Genomic DNA, 23288 nt, shown 5'->3' on the forward strand with positions numbered 1-23288 from the left:
CTACCATCCACGACGACCTATGACCGACACCGACCGAATCGTGACCGACGACGCACCGCGCAACGACAACCCCTACTCGCAGGGGGTCCGGGCCGGCGACACGCTGTACGTCTCTGGCCACGGCCCCGTCGACCCCGAGACCTGCGCGGAGGTCGACGGCGACGTGCAGGCCCAGACCGACCGCGTCCTCGACAACCTCGCGGCGGTCGTCGAGGAGGCCGGCGGCGACGGGCTCGACGACGTGGTCAAGGTGACCGTCTACCTCACCGACCTCGACGACTACGACCGCGTCAACGACGCCTACGGCGAGCGGTTCCCCGGCGACCCGCCCGCGAGAGTCTGCGTCGAGGTGTCCCGGCTCCCCGGCGACGTCCGGATCGAACTCGACGCCGTGGCGTATCTGGGCTGACCCCGACTCACTCGCCGTCGGTTTCGCGGGCCACGACGAGCGGGTCGTCGTCGGGGACCGCGAGGTCGAGCAGTGGATCGTTCTCGTAGGCGGTCGCGCCCTCGTGGCGGCTCAGGACGTAGCCCGGCCGGTCGGTCCGGACGGTCGCCCTGTGCTCGCCGTGCGGGGTGAGGATGTCCGCCACGGGCTCTCCGTCCTCGACGACGTCGCCCTCTCGGACGCGGTACCGAACGACTCCGGCGGTGTCGGTGTGGGGGTGGACCGCCCGCTTTCGCGGCGACGGCGTGGGCGCTTCGAGCTGTGGTTCGGCTCGGGGCGGCTCGTCGACGACCCCGAGCGCCCGCGCCACGTTCTTCAGTCCCTCGACGCCGTAGCGTCTGGCGTCGTCCTCGACGACGTATCGCCCGCCGAGCTCGGGCGTGAAGGCCGGAATCCCGGCCTCGTGGACCGCGGCGCCCGACAGCGACCGGTGGAGCCCCTCGGCGACTTCCCGGGACCGCTCGTACTGGTTCACGACCGGCAGGCCGAACGCCGCGGTCAGGTCGGTTAGCCGGGTCGCGAGCGCGTCGGCTTCGTCCTCGGTTCGGTCTCGCCCGTAGGTGACCCGCGGCTGGATGACGTACGACGCCGAGCCGACCCACGAGGTGTGCAACGAGACGAGGGCGTCGGCGGTGTCGGCGACGAGATCGAACAGCCGGCGGTCGATGATCTCCTGGACTCGCGGTGGCCGGGTCGCCTCGGCGTCGGTGGCTGGGAAGTAGCGGTTGGGATCGTCGCCGTGGTAGTACGACGTCCGGCCGGTCACTCGGAGTCCGGCCGGGTTGGTGTTTGGGACGCAGACGACCCGCCCGGCGAGTCCCTCGGGGTCGAGCCACTCGACGAACTCGTGTGCGACCGCCAGACTCGTCGTCTCGTCGGCGTGGATCGCACCGACGACCCACAGCGTCGGGCCGGACTCGGCGCCGTCCGCGACGACGATCGGCAGTCGCTCGGCGCCGTCGGTCGGGAGCTCGGTCGCTTCGACGTACCCGGTCGTGGTCTCGCCTGCACGTACCTCTGCAGTTCCGATCTCCATACCGGCCTTCCGCGCGATGCCGACAAAACGCGTTCGCCACCGGCAACGCAGTTTCCGCCGTCGAGTCGCTCGGCGACGCGGCGGTCCTCCTCAGTCGTTGAGTTCTTCGACGCGCTGGTCGCGGCGCTCGGCGGCGGCGTCGACCTGTTCGATGAACTCGGTCATCTGGGCTTTCATCTCCGAGCGGATCTCGGTCGGCGAGAACTCCTCGGACTCCGAGAGGAGCCGGACGAACGCCCACAGCTCCTCGTCGGTGACCTCGCTGAAGTCGCCGAATTCGAGTTTGTCGATGACCTCGTCGACGTCGATCTGGCCGACCGGGTCGACGTTGAAGTCGACGGTGACCATCCGGTAGTCAGATCCCGCGAGCTCCTGTTCGGCCTTGTTGACCCCCTGCGAGAGCATGTCCTTGAACGGGGTGTAGTAGCCCATCGTCCCGAGGTGGAGGAAGGCGAGCAGGTCGATGATGCCCTGCGTGTACGCCTCGCGGGCGTCGTCGTCGGGGTTGAACACCGTCTCGCGGTCGCGGTCTTCGAGGTGTTCGAACAGGATCGTGAAGTCGAGGATGGAGTTGCGGATGCGGCGTCGGATCCGGTTTCGCTTCTGCTTTTTCGAGTGTTCGGTGTAGTCGGTCTTGCGCCCGAGCAGGAACTCCCGGTCGCTCGGCGTGAGGATCCCCCTGCCGCGGTCGGGCGAGTACGTGACGCTCGCGTCGGAGTCGGCCTCGTCGGGACCGTCGGTCATACACAGAATGTGTGTACGTATTTGATTAAGGGTTACGGTAGTCGGACGATATTTCCGGCTGATTCGGCGAGAGACGGGTCGAAACCGGGTACGGCGGTGATCGACGGGGCGATGGGGTCGCCGAATAGAGAACGACAGTCGGGTGCATTTCGACCGGGCGCGATCCGAACTGCGCAGACGACTGCTCGTGACGCCGAAAAGCGACCGCCGAGTAATCCCGTCGCCGCCCCCGACATTCTCTCCCCCGCCGGCGAATTACCGTTAGGGAAGTAAACGAATAGCGTATACTAGAGGATTCAATACACATATTCTGTTTCCATTGACCTCAATAAACGTAATGTTTATGCCAATTGTTCACGACGGATGGGGTGTGCGACATCAGATAGCACGGTGCGCGTGAGGTACCCTCATGAAAGCTAGAGAGTACGGCGCTACGTCCGATCCGACGTGCGAACAGCTCGACGAACGCATCTCCGTGACTACCGGAATCGGTCAACCGGGAGCGTCCCCCGAAACCGATTTCCGGTTACGGGAGGTGGTCGCCCGTGAGTAACGCCGACGACCTCGGGGCCGTCGGCCGGTTCAGAGAAGAGCTCGACCCGATCGTGTTCCTGTTCGGCGCGGGCCTGACCGTCGGACTCATCGCGCTGTACTTCGTCGACTCCGCGCTCGTCCAGGACGGGATCGACGCGGCCAACGGCCTGATAAACCAGTATCTCAACTGGGCGTTGCTGATCATCGTGTTCCTCATCGTCCTGTTCTTGCTGTTCCTGATCGTCGGCCCGTGGGGGAACATCAAGCTCGGCGACGAGTCGCCGGAGTACAGCTTCCTGTCGTTCTTCGCGATGCTGTACTCCGCGGGGTTCGCGGCGGGCGTGGTGTTCTGGGGTCCGGCCGAGGCGCTGTTCTACTACGACAACCCCTCGCCGCTGTTCGACGTCGCGGGCGGCTCCTCGGAGGCGATGGTGATCGCGGTCCAGCAGACGATCTTCCACTGGGCGCTCCCCCAGCTCGCGGTCTTCACCATCATGGGGATCGCGATCGGCTACTTCGCGTACAACTACGAGTCGGTTCCGCTCCGGGTCTCCTCGGCGCTGACCCCGATCCTCGGCAAGGACAACCTCGACGGCGTGGGCGCGAAGATCGTCGACATCATCGCGGTCTTCGCGACCATCGGCGGCGTCGCGACCTCGCTTGGCTTTATCGGGAGCCAGTTCATCACCGGGCTCGACTACCAGTGGGGCATCGATCTGGGTGACACCGGCGTCATCCTCGTCGTCACCGCGATGACGCTTTTGTTCACCATCTCGATGGTGCTCGGGGTCGACAAGGGGATCCGTCGACTCTCGAACTTCAACATGATCATGTTCGTCGCGCTCATGGCGGTGGCGTTCGTCGTGGGTCCGTCGGTGTTTCTCGTGTTGCTCGGGACCCAGGCGCTGGGCGGGATGATCACCGATTTCGTCTCGATGAGCCTGTTCACCGGCGCGGGCGCGATGGGCGGGGGCGACCCCGCCGCCACCGAGTGGATGAACGCGTGGACGGTCTTCTACTGGGCGTGGGCGCTCTCGTGGTCGCCGTTCGCGGGCCTGTTCATCGCCCGCATCTCGAAGGGCCGGACCGTCCGGGAGGTCGCGTTCACCGGCATCGGCGCGACGTCGGCCGCGACCATCCCGTGGTTCACCATCGTCGGCGGGTCGGCCGTCTGGGCCCAGCACAACGGCACCGCCGATATTCTGGGTCCCCTCGGAGAGATCGGCGCCTCGGTCGCGGGCTACGCGCTGTTCGAGACGTTCCCGTTCGGCTCGGTGCTGATGGTGGTGTTCATGCTGCTGGTGACCACCTTCTTCATCACGTCGGCCGACTCCTCGACGCTCGCGGTGTCGATGATGACCACCGGCGGGAAGGCCGAGCCCTCGAACATCAACCGCGTGTTCTGGGGCGTCGTCCTCGGGATGTTCGCCGCGATCCTGATGACCCTCGGCGGGGTCAACGCGCTCCAGGACGCGGTCATCATCACCGGCGCGCCGTTCGCGTTCGTCTGTTTCGCCGCGTTGCTCGGGCTCGTCCGGGAGTTCAGTTCGAAGTACGGGCGCGTGTTGTTGCAGGAGGAGACGGCGATCGTCGGCTCCTCGGAGTCGACCGACAAATCCGGGACCGCCACGCGGCCGAGCACCGACGACGACTGAGCCGCGACCCGTCTAATAACAACTTTTAATTGACGACACATACACTTTCTGTGTATGGATAGGGACACCGCGGAACCCGACGCGGACGCGCTCCCCGGCCCGAACGCCGAGAAGTGGGTGCAGTTCCACGGAGAGCACGCGGCCCCGAGCGAGTACTCCCACGAGTTCGTCTGGGACATCACCGCCGAGGCCGACGGCCCGTTCGTCACCGACGTCGACGGGAACGTGCTCCTCGATTTCACCTGCCACATCGGGGCCGCGCCGCTGGGGTACAACAACGAGAAGATGCTCGACAAGTTCGAGGAGTTCGATCTGGTCGAGCCGATGAAGATCGCCGGCCAGGACATGTACTTCGGGGCGGGTCCCGACCCCGAGTCGTCGTCGCTTCCCGGTTCGAGCCACCTGATGGCGAGGCTGACGGAGGTGTCGAGCCACTACGACATGGACACGGTCTTCCTGTCGAACTCCGGGGCCGAGGCGGTCGAGAACGCGATGAAGATCACCTACGACCGGAACCCGACCGCCAAGTACGGCTTCGCGTTCGCCGACAGCTTCCACGGCCGGACGCTCGGGACCCTCTCGGTCACCCGGTCGAACGAGGTCTACACCCGCCACTACCCGGAGATCGCCGGCATCCGGACGGTGCCGTTCTGCGACGGCTGTGGCGGCGCCGACTCGTGTGACTGTGGGTTTTTCACCGGCGAGGGCTCCCAGCTCCGAAACGCCCTCCAGCCCGAGGGCGGCCACCTCAACCCCGACGAGGTCGGATTCGTCGTCGTCGAGCCGATTCAGGGCGTCGGCGGCTACCGGTTCCCGAGCGAGTCGTTCATGGCGGAGGTCGGTGACGTCTGTGAGACGTACGACATCCCGCTGATCGTCGACGAGATCCAGTCGGGCGTCGGCCGCACCGGCGAGATGTGGGCCGCCGACCACTACCCCATCGAGCCGGACGTGATCGCGAGCGCCAAGGGGCTCCGGGTCGGCGCGACGATCTCGCGCTCGGACGTCTTCCCCGCCGAGTCCAATCGCCTCGGCTCGACGTTCGGCGGCGGCGACATCCTCGCGTCGATGCAGGGCGTGTTCACGCTGGAGGCGATCGAGGAACACGACCTGCTCGACAACGCGACCGAGCGGGGTCGCCAGGCCACGGAACTGCTCGCCGACGGGTCGCCCGACCACGTCGTCGACGTGCGGGGCGAAGGACTCATGCTCGCGGTCGAGTTCGACGCCGCCGACCGGCGCGACGCCGTGGTCGAGGAGTCGCTGAAGCGGGGCCTGCTCACCCTCGGCTGTGGGACCAAGACCATCCGACTGCTCCCGCCGCTCGACGCGACCGAGCGCGAGATCGAGCTCGGCATCGGTATCTTCACCGACGCCGTCGAAGCCGCCGGCCGCGCGTCGCGGGTCGCGTAGGACCCGGATCACGACGATCGGCGTCCGGCGTCCGAGTGCTCGGACCGAATCGAGCTCGGAGGCGAGACGCCAGACGCGCCTCGGCGCGGACCGACTCCTCGCCGGACGTCAGTCCTCGACCGCGACCCCGTCGAGAGCGTCCAGCCCGTCGAGCGTCTCCGCGAGGTGCTCGGGGCCGCTACCGGCTATCGCGGCGGCGACGGGGGTTCGGTTCGGATCGGCGGTCTCGACGTCGGCGTGAGTGACGACGTCGTCGGCGTCGGGGGCGCGCTCGGTCATGCGCCGTCGGTCGCGACCGAGCGGATCGACTCGGTCAACACCTCGACACCGGTCGCGAGGCTCCGCTCGTCGACGTCGAACGTCTCGGTGTGGTGGCTCGTCGGGTGGTCGGTGCCGACGATGAGGTACGACGCGAGCCCGCCCGCCTCCTGGACGCGCTCCATCAGGAAGGTGGCGTCCTCGCTCGCGCCGAAATCGGCGGTCGGCACGACGGTGTCGACGCCCTCGACGCCGCGGGCGGCGTCCGCGACGACGTCGACGAGTTCGGGGTCGCTGTCGGCCCGCGGCGACTCGCTGACCACCTCGACCGTCGCCTCACAGCCGTGCATCTCGGCGGCGGTCTCGACGGTCTCGGTCAGCCGGCCTTTCGCGTACTCCATCAGCTCGGTGGTCTCCCCGCGGGCCTCGGCGACGAGGTCGGCGCGCTCGGCGATCACGTTGCTCGCGGTCCCAGACGACGCCTTGCCGACGTTCACCCGGGTCATCCCGTCCTCGTGGCGCGGGATGGCGTAGGCGTTCTGGATCGCGGTGCCGAGCGCCTGCATCGCGTTGTCGCCGTCCTGTGGGGCCTTTCCGGCGTGGGCGGAGGTCCCCCGGATGGTCGCGTCGACGTGGCACATCGCCAGCGGGCGCTCGATGCCTGCGACCACCTCGCCGGTCGGGTGGTCGAGGCCGACGTGGACCGCCAAGAAGTAATCGAGCCCTTCGGCGAACCGGCTCCGGGCCATCGGGTAGCCGCCGCCGGAAGTTTCCTCGGCGGGCTGGAAGAAGACGACCAGCCGACCCGCGAAGTCGCTGTCTTTGATCGCTTCGAGCGTCGCCAGCCCCCAGGTCATGTGGGCGTCGTGGCCGCAGGCGTGCATCGTCTCGCCGGTCTCCGACCGGAACCCCTCGGCGGCCGGAGCGTGGTCGTCGGCGCTCGACTCCTCGATGAACAGCCCGTCGATGTCGACCCGAAGGCCCACTGTCGGCCCCTCGCCCCGGTCGAGCACCGCGATCGCGCCGGTGTTGCCGCCCGCCATCGCGTCGAGGAGCCCGGGGTCCGCGCCCCGGTCGCGCGCGCGCTCGAACCACCGTTCGACGCTGTCGTCGTCGGGCACCGCCATCCGGTCGTCGGGGTCGTACGCGTCGGGACCGACGGCGAGCTCGTCGACGCCGATCCGTTCGAGCGCCTCGACCAGCAGGTGGGTGGTGTAGAACTCGCGCCACGCCGGCTCCGGATACCGGTGGAACTCGCGTCGGGTCTCGGCCAGTTCGTCTCGAACCGTCTCTGGCATGCGTGGACCTCACACGCTCCAGCCACTTATTTGTAAACGCTTTCCGTTAATAGTGGCTACACAAAGGATTAAGTCCGCCACTCGCCATGGGTCGAACACTCACAGCGCGTCCGCGAGACGCGACCACCCAACCATGAACGAGAAACCCGACGTCGTCGTCCTTCGGGAGGGGACCGAAGGGCTATCGATGGAATCGTACGCCGACGAACTGCGCGACCGACTCCCCGACCGCACCGTCGCGCTCGCGCGTACGCCGAGCGAGGAGCGCGAACTCGTCGCCGACGCCCGGGTCGTCACCGGCATCACCGTCGACGAGGAGACGCTCTCGGGAGCCCAACGGCTCGAACTGTTCGCCTGCACGTTCGCGGGCACCGACCACGTCCCGATGGACGCGTTCGCCGACCGCGGGGTCGCGGTCACGAACGCCGGCGGCATCCACGCGCCCGGCATCGCCGAGCAGGCGATCGGCAACATGCTCGCGTTCGCGCGCCGGCTCCACGAGGGGTGGCGGCGCAAGCGGAACCGCGAGTGGCGCCACTTCCAGTCGAGCGAGTTCACCGACAGCACCGTCACCGTGATCGGGCTCGGCTCCATCGGACAGGCGGTCGTCCAGCGCCTCGACGGGTTCGAGGTCGACACGATCGGCGTCCGCTACACCCCCTCGAAGGGCGGGCCGACCGACGAGGTCGTCGGCTTCGACGAGGAGGCGATCCACGACGCCCTCTCGCGCAGCGAGTACGTCGTCGTCGCCTGCCCGCTCAACGACATGACCCGCGGGCTGATCGGCGAGGCCGAACTGGCGACGCTCCCGACCGACGCCGTGGTGGTCAACGCCGCCCGCGGCCCCATCGTCGACACCGACGCGCTCGTCTCGGCGCTGCGCTCGAACAAGATCCGGGGCGCGGCCCTCGACGTGACCGACCCCGAGCCCCTGCCCGAGGACCACGCGCTCTGGACCCTCGAAAACTGCCTGATCACGCCCCACACCGGCGGCCACACCCCGCGCCACTGGGAGCGGCTCGCCGACATCGTCGCCGACAACGTCGAACGGCTCGACTCGGGCGCGGCGCTCGAAAACCAAGTACTTGCGCCCGAGTCCCGTTAGCTCGAACAGATGGCCACACACGACACCCCGGCCGCCGACGAGCGGCCGGACCGCGACGACGATCCGGCGGCCGACCCGCGGGCCGACTACGACTACGTCGGCGGCGGCGTCGCCGACGCGGAGCTCGTCGGAGACCTCCGCGACCGGATCGACGGCGAGGTCCGCTTCGATTCGTACTCCCGCCAGCTGTACGCGACCGACGCCAGCGCCTACGAGGTGACGCCGATCGGCGTCGTCCTCCCGGCCTCGACCGCGGACGTCGCGGCGGTCGTCGAGTACTGCGCCGACCGCGAGATCCCGGTCCTCCCGCGGGGTGGCGGGACCAGCCTCGCCGGGCAGGCGGTCAACGAGGCGGTCGTGCTCGATTTCACGACCCACATGGGCGAGCTGGTCGAGGTCGACCCCGACGACCGCCGGGCGCGGATGCAGGCCGGTGCGGTCCTCGCGGAGCTCAACGACGAGCTCGCGCCCCACGGTCTGAAGTTCGCGCCCGACCCCGCCGCGGGCAACCGGAGCACCGTCGGCGGTGCGATCGGGAACAACTCGACGGGGGCTCACTCGCTGAAGTACGGCAAGACCGACGCGTACGTCGAGTCGTGCGAGGTCGTCTTGGCGGACGGCACCGTGACGACGTTCGGCGAGGTCTCGCTCGACGAACTCCGAGCCCGGGCCGACCCGGCGGCCGAGGACCTCCAAGCCCGCATCTACGCCGAGGTCGCTCGCATCGTCGACGAGGAAGCCGAGGCGGTTCGGGACGTCTACCCCCAGCTCAAGCGCAACGTCTCGGGGTACAACCTCGATCGATTGATAGCCGAGGCCGAGGACGGCTCGGTCAACCTCGCGCGCCTGCTCGCCGGGAGCGAGGGCACCCTCGGGATCGTCACCGAGGCGACGGTCTCGCTCGAACCCGTCCCCGAGACCAAGGCGGTCGCGCTCCTCACGTACCCCGACCTGCTGGACGCGATGGCCGACGTCGACGACATCGTCCGGGACCACGACCCGGCGGCCGTCGAGGCCATCGACGACGTGTTGCTCGATCTGGCCCGAGACACCGAGGAGTTCGCGGACGTGGTCGGGATGCTCCCGTCGGGGACCGAGACCGCGCTACTCGTGGAGTTCTACGCCGAGGACGACGCCCGCGGCCGCGAGCAGGTCGCGGACCTGCTCGACGACCGCGTGGGCGACCGGGCGTTCGACGCGCTCGAAGCCCACGACGCCGACGAGCGCGCCCAGCTCTGGAAGCTCCGGAAGTCCGGGATGCCGATCCTGCTCTCTAGGACCTCCGACGCCAAACACATCTCGTTCATCGAGGACACCGCGGTCCCGACCGAGAACCTCGCCGACTACGTCGCGGAGTTCCAGCGGGTCCTCGAAGACAACGACACGTTCGCGAGCTTCTACGCCCACGCCGGTCCCGGGTGTATGCACATGCGCCCGCTGGTCGACACCAAGAGCCCGGCGGGAGTCAACCAGATGGAGTCCATCTCGGACGCGGTGACCGACCTCGTCGTAGAGTACGGCGGGAGCGTCTCGGGCGAACACGGCGACGGCCGCGCCCGGACCCAGTGGAACCGCAAGCTCTACGGCGACCACGTCTGGGGCGTGTTTCGCGATCTCAAGACCGCGTTCGACCCCGACTGGCTGCTCAACCCCGGGCAGGTGTGTGGCGACGTCGACATGACCGAGAACCTGCGATTCGACCCCGACTACGAGTTCGAGGCCGGCTTCGATCCGGCGCTCGACTGGGCCAACGAGAACGGCTTTCAGGGGATGGCCGAACTCTGTCACGGCTGTGGGGGCTGTCGGGGCGAGCAGGAGACCACCGGCGGCGTGATGTGTCCGACCTACCGGGCCGCCGACGAGGAGAGCCTCAGCACGCGCGGCCGGGCGAACATGCTCCGGCAGGCGATGAGCGGCGACCTCGATCAGGATTCGACCGACACCGAGTTCGTCGCCGAGGTGATGGACCTCTGTATCGGCTGTAAGGGCTGTAAGCGCGACTGTCCGAGCGAGGTCGACATGGCGAAGCTCAAAGCCGAGGTCGAACACGCCCACCACGAGGAGCACGGCGCCGACCTCCGCGAGCGCCTCTTCTCGGAGGTCGACCGGCTCAACGCGGTCGGATCGGCGCTCGCGCCCCTCTCGAACTGGGCCGAGAAGCTCCCGGGGGCCCGCACCCTCCTGGAGAAGACCGTCGGCATCGCCCGCGAGCGCGAGCTCCCGACGTTCCACCGCGAGAGCTTCGTCGACTGGTTCGAGGCCCGGGGCGGTCCCCGTGTCTCTGCGGCCGACGCGGTCCGGAAGGTCGCGCTGTTCCCCGACGCGTACACCAACTACAACCATCCCGAGGCCGGGAAGGCGGCGGTCCGCGTCCTCGAAGCCGCGGGGGTCCGGGTCCGGATCCCGGCGGACGTGACCTCGACCGGGCGGCCGGCCCACTCGAAGGGCTTTCTCGACAAGTCCCGCGAGCGCGCCGCGCAGAACGTCGACGCGCTCGCGCCGAAGGTCGAAGACGGCTGGGAGGTGGTGCTGGTCGAGCCCTCCGACGCCGTGATGCTCCAGTCGGACTACCTCGACCTGCTGGGCGAGACGACCGACGCCGAGCGGGTGGCGAGAAACACCTACGGCGTGCTGGAGTATCTCGACCGGTTCGACCTGACCGACGCGGTCGCGTTCGACGCGCCAGACGAGTCGGTGACCTACCACGGCCACTGCCACCAGAAGGCGACCAAGAAAGACCACCACGCCGCCGCGGTGCTCGACGCGGCGGGCTACGAGGTGGACCCGCTGGACTCGGGATGTTGCGGGATGGCCGGGAGCTTCGGCTACGAGGCCGAACACTACTCGATGAGCAGAGCGATCGGCGAGATCCTGTTCGAGCAGGTCGAGGCCAGCGACGGCGACGTGGTGGTCGCGCCCGGCGCGTCGTGTCGGACCCAGCTCGGCGACCGGGATGGCGACGCCCCCGAGCCGCCCCACCCGATCGAGAAGGTCGCCGACGCCGCCGGCCGGTAGGCCGGGCCCGGCGCCGTCTCGGGGCGGTCCGCGCCCCGCGTTCAGGCCGTGAACAGCTCTCGCGGGAACTCCGCGAGCACCTCCGCGCCGCTGGACGTGACCCGGAAGGTCTCGCTGAGCTCGACGCCGAAGTCGTCGAACCACAGTCCCGGGATCATGTGGAAGGTCATGTTCTCCTCCAGGATCGTCTCGTCGCCCGGCCGGATGCTGGCGGTGTGCTCGCCCCAGTCCGGCGGGTAGCCCAGCCCCATCGAGTAGCCGATCCGGTCTTCTTTCTCGACGTCGTACTTCGCGATCGTCTCGCGCCACGCCTTCTCGACGGACTCGGCGGTCACGCCGGGTTCGACCGCGTCGAGCGCGGCGTCGATGCCCTCGACCACGATGTCGGCGGTCTCTTGGACCTCCGCCGGCGGGTCGCCGACGAACGTCGTCCGCGCGAGCGGCGAGTGGTACCGATGACGACAGCCCGACAGCTCGATGATGACCGGGTCGCCGTCCTCGAACTCCCGGTCGGTCCAGGTGAGGTGGGGCGTCCCGGTGTGGTCGCCCGACGGCATCAGGGGCACGATCGAGGGGTAGTCGCCGCCGTACTCGTCGGTGCCGTCGACGAGCGCCGAGTAGATCGCCTCGGCGGCCTCGTACTCCGGGACGCCCTCGCCGATGGCGTCGAGCCCCGCGGCCATCGCGTTCTCGGAGATGCGGGCGGCCTGGCGCATGTACTCTAACTCCTGCTCGGATTTCTCGACCCGGGCCCAGTTGACCAACAGCGTGTGGTCCTCGAAGTCGGCCTCCGGGAGGTTCTTCTGGAGGCGAGTGTAGGACTTGGCGGTGAAGTAGTAGGCGTCCATCTCCAGTCCGACCGTACCGTCGGCGACTCCGAGCGCCTCCAGTTGGTCGGCGAGAAAGTCCATCGGATGGAGGTCGTACGGCGAGTGAACGTGGTCGTCGCTGTACGCCCGGATGCTGTCCTCGTCGAGCGTCGTGGTCGCCCGAGCGCCGTTGGCGTCCATCTCCCGGCCCACCCACACCGGTTCGTCGCGGTCCGGGGTCACGATGACCGCCTGATGGACGTAAAACGACCAGCCGTCGTATCCCGTGAGGTAGTTCATGTTCGCGGGGTCGGAGACGACGAGCGCGTCCAACTCCTCCTCGCGCAGTCGCGTTTTCGTCCGTTCGATTCGGCGTTCGTACTCGCTCTCGTCGAAGATCACCTGAGACATGGCAACGCTACTCACTACCCCGTTCGCCGACCGAGAGTATAAGGTTTTTTGTGTACGATAAAATCGGTTACTGTGTATATCTCGGTCGAGTCACTCTCGCAGGCGCGCCAACACCGGGAGCTCCTCGATTCGCTCGGCCGACAGCGCCTCCCAGATGATCCCGACGGGCCGATCGTAGTCGGTCTCGGTCCGGATCGTCCGGGTCGGGGTCACCACGAGGTCCATCGGCACGTCGTGGGCGTCGACGTCGACGGGTCCGTCGATCACTTGGGCGTCGTGGACCGTGGTCGCGATCGTGGTCTCCTCGTCGACCAGTCCCAGTTCGCACAGGACCGCGTATTCGAGGTCGCTGTACCCCTCGCCCTTGCCGATCCGGGCGCCGGCTTCGGTAACCGCGACGCTCCCCGAGACCACCAGATCGATCGCGTCGACCGCGTCGGGACCGACCTGCCGGGCGTGGTCCTCGACGTGCGAGACGGTCGGCGCGCTGTCGTACGCCTCGGGCGGGATCTCGCCGGGGTCGAGTTCGTAAAAAGGCTTCTCGTCGCGGAGTCGCGGCACGGCCATGTAGACGGTCTTGCCCGCCCGGAGCGCCCGCCGGCGGACGGGCAACTGGGGCGCGTCGGGGTTGGCTTTCACCGCGTCGGCCGCCCGCCACTTGTCGGTCTCGGCGAGTCGGTCGGCGGCGTCGGCGGCGCCCGCGACGTTCGGAATCCGGCCGTGGGGCGGAAACGGGAAGCGCGCGATCCCCTCGGCTTCCAGTCGGTCCCAGATGCGCTCGCGGTACTCCTGTTTGTCCATACTCGCGTTCGGTCCGTGGGCGCCGAAAAGCTCCCGGCTCCGGGCCAAGCGTGATACTTCTCGCTCGCCGGACTAAACCGTTTGGCCCGCGTCGCTCGCTCGAAAAGTAACCATTAAACGGAGCGCGTCCGTCGGCTTCGAATATGCAACGACGTTCAGCGACGGTGTACGCCGTCCTCTTTCTCGTCGTCGCCGCCGGCGCGTACTCGCTCATCGGGACAGCTCAACAGCCCGACATAAGCGTCGAAGGCGACACGTACACGGAAGACCAGACGCTGACCGTCGGCGACCGCCAGTACACGGTGGCGTCGATCGGTGACGGCGAGGGAACGCTGGCGTGGACGAACGAGTCCGCCCGGTACACAGCGACGTGGGAGAACAACACGACGACCCAGTTGGACAACACCACCTATCGGGTGCTCATCCCCAACGAGTCAGACCCGGGCGAGGTGACGCTCCGCCAGCAGTTCAACCTGAGCGAGAACACCTCGACGGTCACCCAAGACGAGACTCGCTACGTCATCGTCGGTGAGGGCGACAACCGGACGCTCGTCCCGGTCGACGAGTACAAGCGCGATCAGTTCGGCGAGCCCGACACCCGGACGTTCGCCGAGGGCGAGAGTCTCCAGTACGAGGGCAACGAAACGACCGTCAGCAACATCACGGCCGACGTCGCCACGCTGGCGTGGACCGGCACGCGGACGAACGAGGTCGGTCTCGCGGAAGGCCGGAACGTCACGCTCGGCCCGACCGGCGACACGCAGAGCTTCGTGCCTCACTTCCCCGAAGAGGGCGAACTCCTGCTCTCGACCCAGACCGCCGAGTATCAACAGCAACTCGACGCGCAGGCCGACTTCGACGAACGCATCGCCGGGCTGTGGGGAGTCGTCATCCTCAGCGGCCTCACGGTCGCGTTCCTCGTGATGTTCGCGTTCCTGCCGAACAAGTAACGTAATCGCGGCCTACTCCTTCGCGACCCACGCCAGTCCGGCGCCGATACCGATCGCCGACAGCGCGCCGAGCACCTGTCCGACCGCCAGGAGCGCGCCGCCGCCCTTGTGCGCCCACGGCATCCCGACCAGCGTCGCGATGCCGACGAGCGCGATCAGTACGCCGAAGCCGATGCCGAGGGGTTCGAGTCGGTCCGCTGTCGTCGTCGCCATACGTGCGTCCACCCCTTCCGCCCGGTTAACTGTTACCGAATGCACCCGCTCGACCGGGCGCGGACTCGTCGACTCACGTCCGCGCCCGATCGCTGTCGAGGTCGATGTCCGCCGCCTCCAACAGCTCTTGGACCTCCGCGCGCTTCTCTTGGTGGTCTGCGAGGAACTCCCGCATCAGCTCGGCGGCCTGCTCCTTGCAGTCGCCACACAGGCGCTCGCCGTCCACACACTCGTCGTAGACCCGCTTGGCGAACTCGTCGTCGTCGCCCGCGAGCAGGTAGGCGTACAGCTCGTACACCGGACACTCGTCGGCCTGCCCGCCGAGCTCGCGTTGCTTCTCGGCGGTCTCCCGGCCGCCCGTGGTCGCGGCCTTCACCTTCTCGTAGCCGTCCTCGGGGTCGTCGAGCAGGCTGATGTGGCTCGCGGGCACCGACGACGACATCTTCCCGCCGGTCAGCCCGGTCATGAACCGGTGGTAGATCGAGGAGGGCGCGACGAAGCCGTAGCCGCCGTGGTCGAGTTCGACCTCGCGGGCGAGCTCCTCGGCCGCCTCGCGGGAGAGCTCGAACGAATCGACGTGCTCGTCGAACACGCGCTTCTCGCCGTCGACCGCGTCGATGAGCGCTTCGAACGCCTCGTCGGTCGCGTTCCGGTCGAGGAACCTGACCCGGGGTCGGAGGGGCTCTTTTCCCGCCTCCCGGAGCTTCGCCGCGACGCGCTCGCGGGCGTCGTCGGGCGCCATCTCGGCTTCGAGCCAGTCGGCGGCGTCCTCGCACCGGACGGGCTCGTCGGTGTCCTCGGAGAGCGCGCCGTACGCCGCCGCGAGGTGCTCGCGCTCGTCGGCGTCGGCCTCGAAGCTCGCGTAGGCCTTCGTGACGCCGAAAAACTGCGTCCGGGCCGCGAGGTCCCGCGCGAGCCGAACGTGGGGGTCCTGGTCGGGACCGACCGGGATGACCGTCGGCTTGGGCTCGTCCAGTTGGGGGTAGAGGATGTCGGCCATCTGGGTCACGACGCTCTGCATGTGCGAGACGCTGGTCTCGCCGTCGAAGCCGTAGATGTTCTCCAGCTCGGAGAAGTTGGCGCTCTCGCCGAGTTCGAACCCGAGGTCCTGGAGTTCGCGGTTGTCCGACTGGCGGTAGAGCTCGCCCTCCTCGGGGTCGAACCCGAGCGCGAGCAGGCTGAGCAGGTAGTCTCGCGCGTGCTCGTCGATCTCGTCCCACGTCATCCCGCGGGCGCTGTTGGCTTCGAGGTCGGCGATGAGCGCGTAGGCGTCCCCGCCCTGCTGTTGGTGCCAGATGATTTCGTCGAACACCAGCTTGTGACCGATGTGGGGGTCGCCGGTCGGCATGAACCCCGAGAGCGCCGCGAAGGGCTCGCCCGTCGCCATCGCCTCGGCCACCTTGCGGTAGTCGCGGTGGCCGAAGATGACGCCCCGCCGCATCAGGTAGTGGGGATCGGGCACCTCGGCCAGTATCTCGTCGAACGCCTCGATGCCGAAGTCCTCGAACAGCTTCCGGTAGTCGGCGACGGTCGCCGACCCCCACGGGTCGAGGGTCGTCTCGTCGTCGCCGGCCGCCGTCCCGCCGTCGGGGAGCGGTTCGGCCGCGTCCTCGCCGTCCGGGTCTCGCCCGCGGTCGCTAGTGGTATCTCGTGTCATATATGATGTCACGGTGTCAATCGGCCCACCGAGAGCCAACTCGTTATGCCGTCGTTCGGCCCTATCAGCGCAAAAATCATTCGCTTCCGGACCCCGTGGGCGAGGCGCACGTCGAGCGCCAGATCGCGGGGCGCGAACGCGTGGTCGTCGGGGAGTACCCGGACGAGACACTCCGAGTGGCCCAGATCGTCGACCGACTCGACCTCGGCGTAGGTTCGGAAGTCCGCTCCGAACTTGAAGCCGGTCTTGGGGACGACGCCCCGTTCGCGGAGCGCCCGGTACACCCGGAGTCGGCGATCGAACCGCTCGCCCTCGACGGCCCGCCCGCGCTCGCGGACGGCCTCGGGACCGCCCTCGACGGCGAGGACGCCCTCCGTGGCGAGGAACGCGGCCTCGACCAGCGAGAGCTGGAGCGCGCCCGGCACCGAACGGTTCGGGTCCCGGCCGTCGAGGGGCTGACCGTAGAACCCCAAGTAGTGGAGTCGCTCGGGGGGCTCCCACACCAGCACGCGGTCGTCGAGCAGGTCGGCCGACACGTCCCGGGGCAACTCGACTGTCGAGGTGCCCCGCAGGTCCGCCCGATCGGTTTCGAGGTACGTGATCTCGCTCTCCTCGTCGACGACCGCGAGCACCGTCGCTCCGAGGTCGGCGGCCGGGACGGCCGCGCGCTCGCCGACGACCCGGACCCGATACAGCACCTCGTCGTCCCACGGCCCCTTCCCGCGGGGATAGACGACGAAGTCGGACTCGGCTCGCGGGGCCTCGACCCAGCCCTCGCGGGCCGGCGAGAGGTAAAACCCCCGGTCGCGGAGGTCGGCGTACACCAGAAACCGGGTCGCGATCTCGTCGCCGGCGGCCGCGAGGAACGCCCGGAACCCCATGCGCTCGCCGTCGGCCCCCGATCGGCCCTCCGCCGCGTCCCGCACGACGCTATCGAGATCTCCCTTGAACAGCAGATACGCGGCCTCGACCCGCGAGAGCGCGATGTGGTTGCCGGCGTCGAGCGGCCGGCCGTACCCGCTCGAATCGTAGAAGCGCTGGCGGGCGTCCCCGCCGACCACCACCTCGCCGTCGCGAAGGCGTCCGTCCATGGGCGTCCATCGGATTCCCGGCGTCAAAGGGGCTCCGGTGTCCCCGCGAGGCCGACGGCCTGTCCGCGGGAAGAGCGCGCTCGCGGCGCTTTCGGTCGGGCGACTCGGGCGGCTACTCCCCGTTCCGTGTGGCTCGGCTCGTCGCCGGGGGGCGTTCGCACTCGGCGTCGAGACACCGCGAGCCGGCCGGATCGCTCGCGTCGTCGGCGCCGTCACCGACTCGGACCCGCGGTAGTCCGCACTCGCAGTCGCCGACTACCTCGCGGTCCGGGAGTCCGAACGTCGCGTCGCAGTCGGGGTAGCGCTCACAGCCCAGAAACAGGGTTCGCTCGCGCAACACCCGGAGGTCGCCGCCGCAGTCTGGGCAGGCCCACTCGCGGTCGAACCGGTCGCGCACCGCGTCGTCGAGGCGTTCGCAGTCGCGGTCGACACAGAGTTCGAACCGGTCGCCGCGATCGACCGCCATCTCCGGCAGGCCACACTCGCAGGTGGTTTCGAGTACGACGGCGTCCCGCGGGAGTCCGTGGTCGACCTCGCAGTCGAGACACGTCACGGCGCCGCGAGCGCGCACGAGTCGGCCGTCACACGCCGGACAGCCACCCACCGGTACGCCCGCCGCGGTGGCGTCGTGGCTGGCGCGGTCGCCGTCGCCGTGGGCCTCGACCCGGAGGCGGTCGCGGTCCTTGACCGCGACGAGCGCGAACTCGCCGTCGGGACCCTGCTCGCGGTGGACCGCGTCCGCGCGGGTGAGCCACGCGACGGGCTGGTAGCCCGCCGCGTCGTGGACGAGCACGGTGCCGTCGGGCTTGTGGACCACGACGACGCGCCCGCGCTGGCGGCGGGGGTCGTCGTCCGAGCGGTAGATCGTCGTACAGTCGCCGGCGTAGACGCGAACTGAGTCGGTCACAGACGTGGGTGGTCCCGGCCTGTGATTTAAACGTTCGCGCGCCCCGACGCGTCCGGGCCGCCGTCCCGGTCGCTCGCGACGGGCGTTTTTTATGCCCACAGTGTCATACGGCTGATATGGTCTCTCGCGACACGAAAGAAACCGCCCTGCTCGTGGCCGGCGGAGTCGTCGGCTTCCTCGTCGCCACGGCGCTCGGCGCGCCGAGCGCCGTGGCGTGGGGGATCTTGATCGGCGTCGGCGGCGTCGGTCCCACGGTCCGCGACGAGTGGCGCCGCCGCCAAGACGCCTGACGTTCCCTGTCGGCTCTCGATCCGTCACGGTCGGCGCGACGGCGCAGAAAGCATATTCCGATCGACGCCGTCGGTCCGACCGTGCAACCAACGGCCGTGCTGTTCGACATGGACGGCGTCGTCGTCGACTCCGAGCGCTACTGGGTCGACATCGAAGAGACCCGGATCTACCCAGCGGTGGTCGAGGGATCGGTCGACGCCGAGGAGACCACCGGGATGAACTTCCGGGAGATCTACGACTACCTCGACGAACACTACGAGACGACCGTCGACAAGTCGGCGTTCGTCGAACGCTACGAGGAGGCGGCCCGGGACCTCTACGGCGAGCGGGTCGACCTGATGGACGGCTTTCGGGGGCTCGTTTCGGATCTCCGGGCGGACGACCGCCGGCTCGCGCTCGTCTCGTCGTCGCCGCCCGACTGGATCGATCGCGTCCTCGATCGGTTCGACGTCCGGGCGGCCTTCGACGAGGTGGTCAGCGCCGAGGAGATCGACGGCCCGAGCAAGCCCGATCCGGGCGTCTACGAGTACGCGGCCGAGCGCGTCGGCGTCGACCCCGTCGACTGCGTCGCGGTCGAGGACTCGGAGCACGGCGTCCAGTCCGCGAGCGCGGCCGGGATGGCCGTGGTGGGCTACCGCAACCGCTCGGGCGCCGACCTCGACCTCTCGGCGGCCGACGCGGTGGCCGACTCGCCCGACGACCTCCGGGCGATCCTGTTCGAGTAATCCGGCCCTCCGGCGCCGCGTCCGCCCAGAGAGAAACGCCTTTGCCCTCCCCGCCCCGTGAACTCAACGATGGAAGTCGCCGAGGTCGTCCCCGAGTTCGCCGAGGCGTTCCCGTTCGAGGAGTTCAACCGGATGCAACGGGAGGTGTTGCCCGCGCTCCTCGAAACCGAGGAGAACGTGGTCGCGAGCGCGCCGACCGCGAGCGGTAAGACGGCGCTGGCGGAGCTGGCGATCTGCCGGACGCTGGAGGCGGGCGGGACCGCGCTGTTCGTTGCGCCGATGCGCGCGCTCACCAACGAAAAAGAGAGCGAGTGGGAGCGTTTCGAGGAACTCGGCTACTCGGTGTACGTCGTCACGGGCGAGCGCGACCTCAACCCCCGGCGGGCCGAGCGCGCCGACATCCTCGTGATGACCCCCGAGAAGACCGACTCGGCGACCCGCAAGCACGACTCGCGGCGCTACTCGTTCATCCGGGACGTCGACTGCTGTGTCATCGACGAGGTCCACCTGCTCGACTCCGAGAAGCGCGGGAGCGTCCTCGAAGTCACCATCTCTCGGCTCCGACGGCTCTGTGACCCGCGGGTGGTCGCGCTCTCGGCGACGATGCCAAACGTCTCGGACGTGGCCGCGTGGCTCGACGCCCCGCCAGAGGCGACCTTCGAGTTCGGCGACGACTACCGGCCGGTCGAGCTCCACTCGGGCGTCGAGACCTACACCCACGGCGACAACTCCTTTGCCGACAAGTACCGCCGGCTCTATCGCGCGCTCGACCTCGCCGAACCCCACATCCGGGACGGCGGCCAGTCGCTCGTGTTCGTCTCCTCTCGGCAGGACACGGTGCAGGCCGCCAAGAAGGCCCGCGACGAGATCGCCGAGCGCGACGTTCCGGTCGGGGCGCGGGGCGACTACGACTTTCACACCGACACCAAGGCGCTCCAGAACGAGACGCTCCGCAAGTCGGTCCTCGACGGCGTCGCCTTCCACCACGCCGGGCTCTCGAAAAACGACAAGGACCTCGTCGAGGAGTGGTTCAAGCAGGGCAAGATCCAACTCCTCTTTTCGACGTCGACGCTGGCGTGGGGCGTGAACCTCCCGGCCCGGTGTGTCGTGCTCCGTGACACGAAGCTCCACGACCCGCTCGAAGGCGAGGTGGACATGAGCCCGCTCGACATCCTCCAGATGCTCGGGCGGGCGGGCCGCCCGGAGTACGACGACGTGGGCTACGGCTGGGTCGTCAGCGACCGCTCGGAGGCCGACAAGTACCGCCGGCTCCTCCGGGACGGCAAGGAGATCGAGTCGCGGCTCGCGGCGGACCTCGACGCCCACCTCAACGCCGAGATCGCGATGGGGACCATCAGAGACCTCGGCGACGTGATGGACTGGCTCGAAACGACGTTCTACTACGTCCGCGCCCGGGCCGACCCCGACGCGTACGGCCTCGACGACGTCCACGAGGGGCTCCGCGAGCGAGTCCGGACCGCGCTCGACGGTCTCGAAGCCCGCGGGTTCGTCGAGGTCGGCGAGGACCTCTCGGTGGCGGCGACGCCGCTGGGTCGGCTCGCCTCGAAGTTCTATCTCCGGCTCGAGACCGCCGAGGGGTTCCACGACCTCGCGCAGGCCGAGTCGGTCGGGACCGCCGACGTGCTCCGGACGGTCGCCGACGCCGCGGAGTTCGACAGCGTGAGCGCCCGCCAGTCCGAGCGCGAGGCGGTCGATTCGGTGCTGGTGGGCCGGAAGACCGGCGACCTCGACCCCGGAACCCGGAAGGTGCTCGCGATCCTCCGATCGTCGATGTCGGGCACCACGCCGACCGAACTCCGGAGCGACGCGTGGGTCATCACCCAGAACGCGCTCCGACTGCTGGCGGCGCTGGGCGCCTTCTTCGATCGGTTCGACCGCCCGGCGGCCGCCAACCTCGCGCGCCGGATCGAGGCCCGCATCGACCACGGGGTCAGCGACGACGCGGTCGGGCTCACCGCCATCGACGGCGTGGGATCGGGCCGAGCGAGCAAGCTCGCCACCGAGGGCATCGCGACGCCCGCCGACGTGCGCGCGGCGGGCGAAGACGGTCTCGTCGACGCCGGACTCTCGGCCGGCGTGGCGGAGGCCGTCCTCGAAAGCGCCCGCGACTTACCGGCGGTGGACGTCGAGTGGGGGCCGTTCCCCGACTCGGTCCCCCGCGGCGAGAACGACATGCGGGAAGTGACCGTGCACAACGCGGGCGACGGCGCGCAGGCGGGCGTCCGGGTCACGGTCAACGGCGTCGAGATGACCGCGACCGAGACGTACCTCGACGCCGAGACGACCGTCCCGGTCGGCGTGTTCGGCGGGACCGACGACGAGATGGAGTACGAGATCGAGGTCACGTTCCCGGACCTGCCGTTGCTCCCGGTCCGAGACTCCCGGACGGTCCGGGTCGACTAGTCGGCGCTCGCGCCGACCCGGTCGGCCGCCCGGCGCAACATCCCGTTGTTCGTGGTGTAGTAGTAGTAGAGGCCGGCGCCGACCGCGGCCGCGACGTTCGAGAGGGTGACCGCCCAGAAGACCGCGTGGACGCCGTAATCGAACCAGAGCGCGCCGACCGCCGCGATCGGGAGCCGGACCGCCCAGTACTGCAGGAGTCCGGCGACCATGCTGACTTTCGTCCGGCGGGCGCCGTTGAAGCCGGCGTTGAACATGTACGTCGCGCCGATGGCCCAGTAGCCAAACACCAGAATCTGGAGGTAGTCGACGCTGAGCGCGAGCCCCCGGGCGGAGACGTCCGGCACGAAGAGGGTCACCAGAAGCTCCGGGATCGCCCACTGGACGGCCCCCATCGCGGTCAGTCCGACGGCCGCGATGGCGGCTCCGACCCACGTCGCTCGGCGCGCTCGCAACGGCTGGTCCGCGCCGAGATTCTGGCCGACGACGCTCTGTGCCGCGCCCGAGAGCCCCTGTGCCGGGATGAACGCGACGCTGGCTACTCGCGCGCCGACGGTGTAGGCGGCGACTCCCGCGGCGCCGCCGACGACCGAGACGAGGCCGACGATGACGACCCGAACCGACTGGCTCGCGATCTGCTGGCCGCCCCGCGGGAGCCCGACGTCGAGGATCTCGCGGTACTCCGCCGGATCGAAGCCGATCGACTCGCGGGTGATCGTGTAGCCGTCTCGGCCGCTCACCAGCAATCCGAGTGCGAGCGCGAACCCGGCGGTGTAGCCGACGGCGGTCGCGATCGCGGCCCCCCGGACGCCCATCGCCGCGAACGGGCCCCAGCCGAGGATCAAAAACGGGTCCAGTCCGAGGTTGACGACGACCGCGGTCACGTTGACGTACAGCGCCGCTCGCGAGTCGCCCCAGCCGACGAACCCGCCCTCGATGGCGTCGCTGGCGGCCATGAACGGGAGCGCCAACATCACGGTCCCGAGATACACCGCCGCCTGGGCGGTCACGTCGGGCCCCGACAGCACGAGCGCCATGATCCGGTCGGCGCCGGCGACCACGCCGGCGCCGACCGCCCCGCCGACCGCCAGCGCGAGCGTCAGGCCGTGGAACGCGGCGCGCCGACCGCCAGTGAGGTCGTCGGCGCCGACCCGCTGGGAGACAAGCACCTGCGTCCCGGTGAACGTGACGATCGTCGCGCTGAACACGAGCGCCATCACCGGAATGCTCGCGCCGACCGCGGCGACGGCGTCCTCGCCGAGCCGGCCGACCCAGAACGTGTCGACGACGTTCTGGACGACTTGGACGAGGTTCTGGACGACCAGCGGGGCCGCGAGCACCAGCAGGGCTCGGACGAGCGATCCGTCGGTTATTTCATCTCGGGAAACGTCGAACATCGTTTATTGTAGTTATCCAACGAGAAAAACGCCGGTGTTAGGTATAGGGTTTTCGAAACTTGTCGTCGTGTAACAATGTTCAGGGCCCGGCGGTCGTCGGTGTCGGCGC

The 23288-nt window shown here is 68.9% G+C and carries 20 protein-coding genes; 9 read left to right on the forward strand and 11 right to left on the reverse strand.

Features of this window, described 5'->3' with window-relative positions; translation table 11 throughout:
• Nucleotides 1–19 precede the first annotated feature (19 nt).
• Nucleotides 20–409, forward strand: coding sequence for a RidA family protein (locus EPY72_RS06925; protein WP_135805965.1), 390 nt, complete (start codon nucleotides 20–22; stop codon nucleotides 407–409).
• Nucleotides 410–416: 7 nt separating this feature from the next.
• Here EPY72_RS06925 and EPY72_RS06930 read toward each other — a convergent pair whose 3' ends face one another.
• Together EPY72_RS06930 and EPY72_RS06935 are read right to left on the reverse strand one after the other, a co-directional pair.
• The gene (locus EPY72_RS06930; RefSeq protein ID WP_135805966.1) at nucleotides 417–1484 is read right to left on the reverse strand and encodes a succinylglutamate desuccinylase/aspartoacylase family protein; all 1068 of its coding nucleotides are present in this window, start codon (nucleotides 1482–1484) and stop codon (nucleotides 417–419) included.
• A 90-nt stretch (nucleotides 1485–1574) separates the two neighbouring features.
• A complete protein-coding gene (locus EPY72_RS06935) occupies nucleotides 1575–2228 on the reverse strand; it encodes a DUF8102 family protein (protein ID WP_135805967.1) in 654 nt (217 codons plus the stop codon).
• Nucleotides 2229–2773: 545 nt separating this feature from the next.
• Here EPY72_RS06935 and EPY72_RS06940 point away from each other — a divergent pair.
• Both EPY72_RS06940 and EPY72_RS06945 read left to right on the forward strand, forming a co-directional pair.
• Nucleotides 2774–4417 carry a BCCT family transporter gene (locus EPY72_RS06940; protein ID WP_135805968.1) on the forward strand — a complete coding sequence of 548 codons (1644 nt, stop codon included), beginning with the start codon at nucleotides 2774–2776 and terminating at the stop codon, nucleotides 4415–4417.
• 54 nt (nucleotides 4418–4471) lie between these two features.
• Nucleotides 4472–5830: a class-III pyridoxal-phosphate-dependent aminotransferase gene (locus tag EPY72_RS06945; RefSeq protein ID WP_135805969.1), complete on the forward strand. Its 1359-nt coding sequence runs from the start codon at nucleotides 4472–4474 to the stop codon at nucleotides 5828–5830.
• 108 nt (nucleotides 5831–5938) lie between these two features.
• Here the strand turns inward: EPY72_RS06945 and EPY72_RS19275 are convergent, their stop codons facing one another.
• Together EPY72_RS19275 and EPY72_RS06950 are read right to left on the reverse strand one after the other, a co-directional pair.
• Nucleotides 5939–6109 (reverse strand): hypothetical protein, encoded by a 171-nt coding sequence (locus EPY72_RS19275; protein WP_168216003.1) that lies wholly within the window; start codon nucleotides 6107–6109, stop codon nucleotides 5939–5941.
• The gene (locus EPY72_RS06950; protein ID WP_135805970.1) at nucleotides 6106–7386 is read right to left on the reverse strand and encodes an amidohydrolase; all 1281 of its coding nucleotides are present in this window, start codon (nucleotides 7384–7386) and stop codon (nucleotides 6106–6108) included. Before EPY72_RS06950 ends, EPY72_RS19275 begins: the two co-directional genes overlap by 4 nt.
• 133 nt (nucleotides 7387–7519) lie before the next feature.
• On the opposite strand from EPY72_RS06950, the gene EPY72_RS06955 reads away from it, so the two are divergent.
• Nucleotides 7520–8491 (forward strand): D-2-hydroxyacid dehydrogenase, encoded by a 972-nt coding sequence (locus tag EPY72_RS06955; RefSeq protein ID WP_135805971.1) that lies wholly within the window; start codon nucleotides 7520–7522, stop codon nucleotides 8489–8491.
• 9 nt (nucleotides 8492–8500) lie between these two features.
• Nucleotides 8501–11506 (forward strand): FAD-binding and (Fe-S)-binding domain-containing protein, encoded by a 3006-nt coding sequence (locus EPY72_RS06960; RefSeq protein ID WP_135805972.1) that lies wholly within the window; start codon nucleotides 8501–8503, stop codon nucleotides 11504–11506.
• A 41-nt stretch (nucleotides 11507–11547) separates the two neighbouring features.
• Here the strand turns inward: EPY72_RS06960 and EPY72_RS06965 are convergent, their stop codons facing one another.
• Nucleotides 11548–12726 carry a M24 family metallopeptidase gene (locus EPY72_RS06965; RefSeq protein ID WP_134668990.1) on the reverse strand — a complete coding sequence of 393 codons (1179 nt, stop codon included), beginning with the start codon at nucleotides 12724–12726 and terminating at the stop codon, nucleotides 11548–11550.
• 90 nt (nucleotides 12727–12816) lie between these two features.
• Nucleotides 12817–13527 carry a 5-formyltetrahydrofolate cyclo-ligase gene (locus tag EPY72_RS06970; protein WP_135805973.1) on the reverse strand — a complete coding sequence of 237 codons (711 nt, stop codon included), beginning with the start codon at nucleotides 13525–13527 and terminating at the stop codon, nucleotides 12817–12819.
• Nucleotides 13528–13670: 143 nt separating this feature from the next.
• Between EPY72_RS06970 and EPY72_RS06975 the strand changes: the two genes are divergently transcribed.
• Nucleotides 13671–14477, forward strand: a complete 807-nt coding sequence (locus EPY72_RS06975) for a hypothetical protein (protein ID WP_135805974.1) — start codon at nucleotides 13671–13673, stop codon at nucleotides 14475–14477.
• Nucleotides 14478–14489: 12 nt separating this feature from the next.
• Here the strand turns inward: EPY72_RS06975 and EPY72_RS06980 are convergent, their stop codons facing one another.
• The 4 genes from EPY72_RS06980 to EPY72_RS06995 all read right to left on the reverse strand — a co-directional run bounded on the left by EPY72_RS06980 (nucleotide 14490) and on the right by EPY72_RS06995 (nucleotide 18345).
• Nucleotides 14490–14690, reverse strand: a complete 201-nt coding sequence (locus EPY72_RS06980; protein ID WP_134668294.1) for a DUF8123 family protein — start codon at nucleotides 14688–14690, stop codon at nucleotides 14490–14492.
• 73 nt (nucleotides 14691–14763) lie between these two features.
• The gene (locus tag EPY72_RS06985; protein WP_135805975.1) at nucleotides 14764–16347 is read right to left on the reverse strand and encodes a tryptophan--tRNA ligase; all 1584 of its coding nucleotides are present in this window, start codon (nucleotides 16345–16347) and stop codon (nucleotides 14764–14766) included.
• A gap of 8 nt (nucleotides 16348–16355) precedes the next feature.
• Nucleotides 16356–17438 (reverse strand): tRNA-intron lyase, encoded by a 1083-nt coding sequence (endA, locus tag EPY72_RS06990; RefSeq protein WP_134668298.1) that lies wholly within the window; start codon nucleotides 17436–17438, stop codon nucleotides 16356–16358.
• Between the two features lie 112 nt (nucleotides 17439–17550).
• A complete protein-coding gene (locus tag EPY72_RS06995) occupies nucleotides 17551–18345 on the reverse strand; it encodes a topoisomerase DNA-binding C4 zinc finger domain-containing protein (protein ID WP_135805976.1) in 795 nt (264 codons plus the stop codon).
• A gap of 116 nt (nucleotides 18346–18461) precedes the next feature.
• Between EPY72_RS06995 and EPY72_RS19280 the strand changes: the two genes are divergently transcribed.
• The 3 genes from EPY72_RS19280 to EPY72_RS07005 all read left to right on the forward strand — a co-directional run bounded on the left by EPY72_RS19280 (nucleotide 18462) and on the right by EPY72_RS07005 (nucleotide 21785).
• The gene (locus EPY72_RS19280) at nucleotides 18462–18635 is read left to right on the forward strand and encodes a DUF7987 family protein (RefSeq protein WP_168216004.1); all 174 of its coding nucleotides are present in this window, start codon (nucleotides 18462–18464) and stop codon (nucleotides 18633–18635) included.
• An 81-nt stretch (nucleotides 18636–18716) separates the two neighbouring features.
• The gene (locus EPY72_RS07000) at nucleotides 18717–19361 is read left to right on the forward strand and encodes an HAD family hydrolase (RefSeq protein WP_244605540.1); all 645 of its coding nucleotides are present in this window, start codon (nucleotides 18717–18719) and stop codon (nucleotides 19359–19361) included.
• 69 nt (nucleotides 19362–19430) lie between these two features.
• A complete protein-coding gene (locus EPY72_RS07005; protein WP_134668302.1) occupies nucleotides 19431–21785 on the forward strand; it encodes a DEAD/DEAH box helicase in 2355 nt (784 codons plus the stop codon).
• On the opposite strand, the gene EPY72_RS07010 is transcribed toward EPY72_RS07005, so the two are convergent.
• Nucleotides 21782–23179, reverse strand: coding sequence for an MATE family efflux transporter (locus tag EPY72_RS07010; protein WP_135805977.1), 1398 nt, complete (start codon nucleotides 23177–23179; stop codon nucleotides 21782–21784). The genes EPY72_RS07005 and EPY72_RS07010 overlap by 4 nt on opposite strands.
• Between the last annotated feature and the right edge of the window lie 109 nt (nucleotides 23180–23288).

Source organism: Halorussus marinus, assembly GCF_004765795.1.
GTDB lineage: Archaea > Halobacteriota > Halobacteria > Halobacteriales > Haladaptataceae > Halorussus > Halorussus marinus.

Coding starts and splice junctions, on each gene's coding strand:
- EPY72_RS06925 (WP_135805965.1), top strand. CDS start 20: ATGACCGACACCGACCGAATCGTGACCGACGACGCACCGCGCAACGAC.
- EPY72_RS06930 (WP_135805966.1), bottom strand. CDS start 1,484: ATGGAGATCGGAACTGCAGAGGTACGTGCAGGCGAGACCACGACCGGG.
- EPY72_RS06935 (WP_135805967.1), bottom strand. CDS start 2,228: ATGACCGACGGTCCCGACGAGGCCGACTCCGACGCGAGCGTCACGTAC.
- EPY72_RS06945 (WP_135805969.1), top strand. CDS start 4,472: ATGGATAGGGACACCGCGGAACCCGACGCGGACGCGCTCCCCGGCCCG.
- EPY72_RS19275 (WP_168216003.1), bottom strand. CDS start 6,109: ATGACCGAGCGCGCCCCCGACGCCGACGACGTCGTCACTCACGCCGAC.
- EPY72_RS06950 (WP_135805970.1), bottom strand. CDS start 7,386: ATGCCAGAGACGGTTCGAGACGAACTGGCCGAGACCCGACGCGAGTTC.
- EPY72_RS06955 (WP_135805971.1), top strand. CDS start 7,520: ATGAACGAGAAACCCGACGTCGTCGTCCTTCGGGAGGGGACCGAAGGG.
- EPY72_RS06960 (WP_135805972.1), top strand. CDS start 8,501: ATGGCCACACACGACACCCCGGCCGCCGACGAGCGGCCGGACCGCGAC.
- EPY72_RS06965 (WP_134668990.1), bottom strand. CDS start 12,726: ATGTCTCAGGTGATCTTCGACGAGAGCGAGTACGAACGCCGAATCGAA.
- EPY72_RS06970 (WP_135805973.1), bottom strand. CDS start 13,527: ATGGACAAACAGGAGTACCGCGAGCGCATCTGGGACCGACTGGAAGCC.
- EPY72_RS06975 (WP_135805974.1), top strand. CDS start 13,671: ATGCAACGACGTTCAGCGACGGTGTACGCCGTCCTCTTTCTCGTCGTC.
- EPY72_RS06980 (WP_134668294.1), bottom strand. CDS start 14,690: ATGGCGACGACGACAGCGGACCGACTCGAACCCCTCGGCATCGGCTTC.
- EPY72_RS06985 (WP_135805975.1), bottom strand. CDS start 16,347: ATGACACGAGATACCACTAGCGACCGCGGGCGAGACCCGGACGGCGAG.
- endA (WP_134668298.1), bottom strand. CDS start 17,438: ATGGACGGACGCCTTCGCGACGGCGAGGTGGTGGTCGGCGGGGACGCC.
- EPY72_RS19280 (WP_168216004.1), top strand. CDS start 18,462: ATGGTCTCTCGCGACACGAAAGAAACCGCCCTGCTCGTGGCCGGCGGA.
- EPY72_RS07005 (WP_134668302.1), top strand. CDS start 19,431: ATGGAAGTCGCCGAGGTCGTCCCCGAGTTCGCCGAGGCGTTCCCGTTC.
- EPY72_RS07010 (WP_135805977.1), bottom strand. CDS start 23,179: ATGTTCGACGTTTCCCGAGATGAAATAACCGACGGATCGCTCGTCCGA.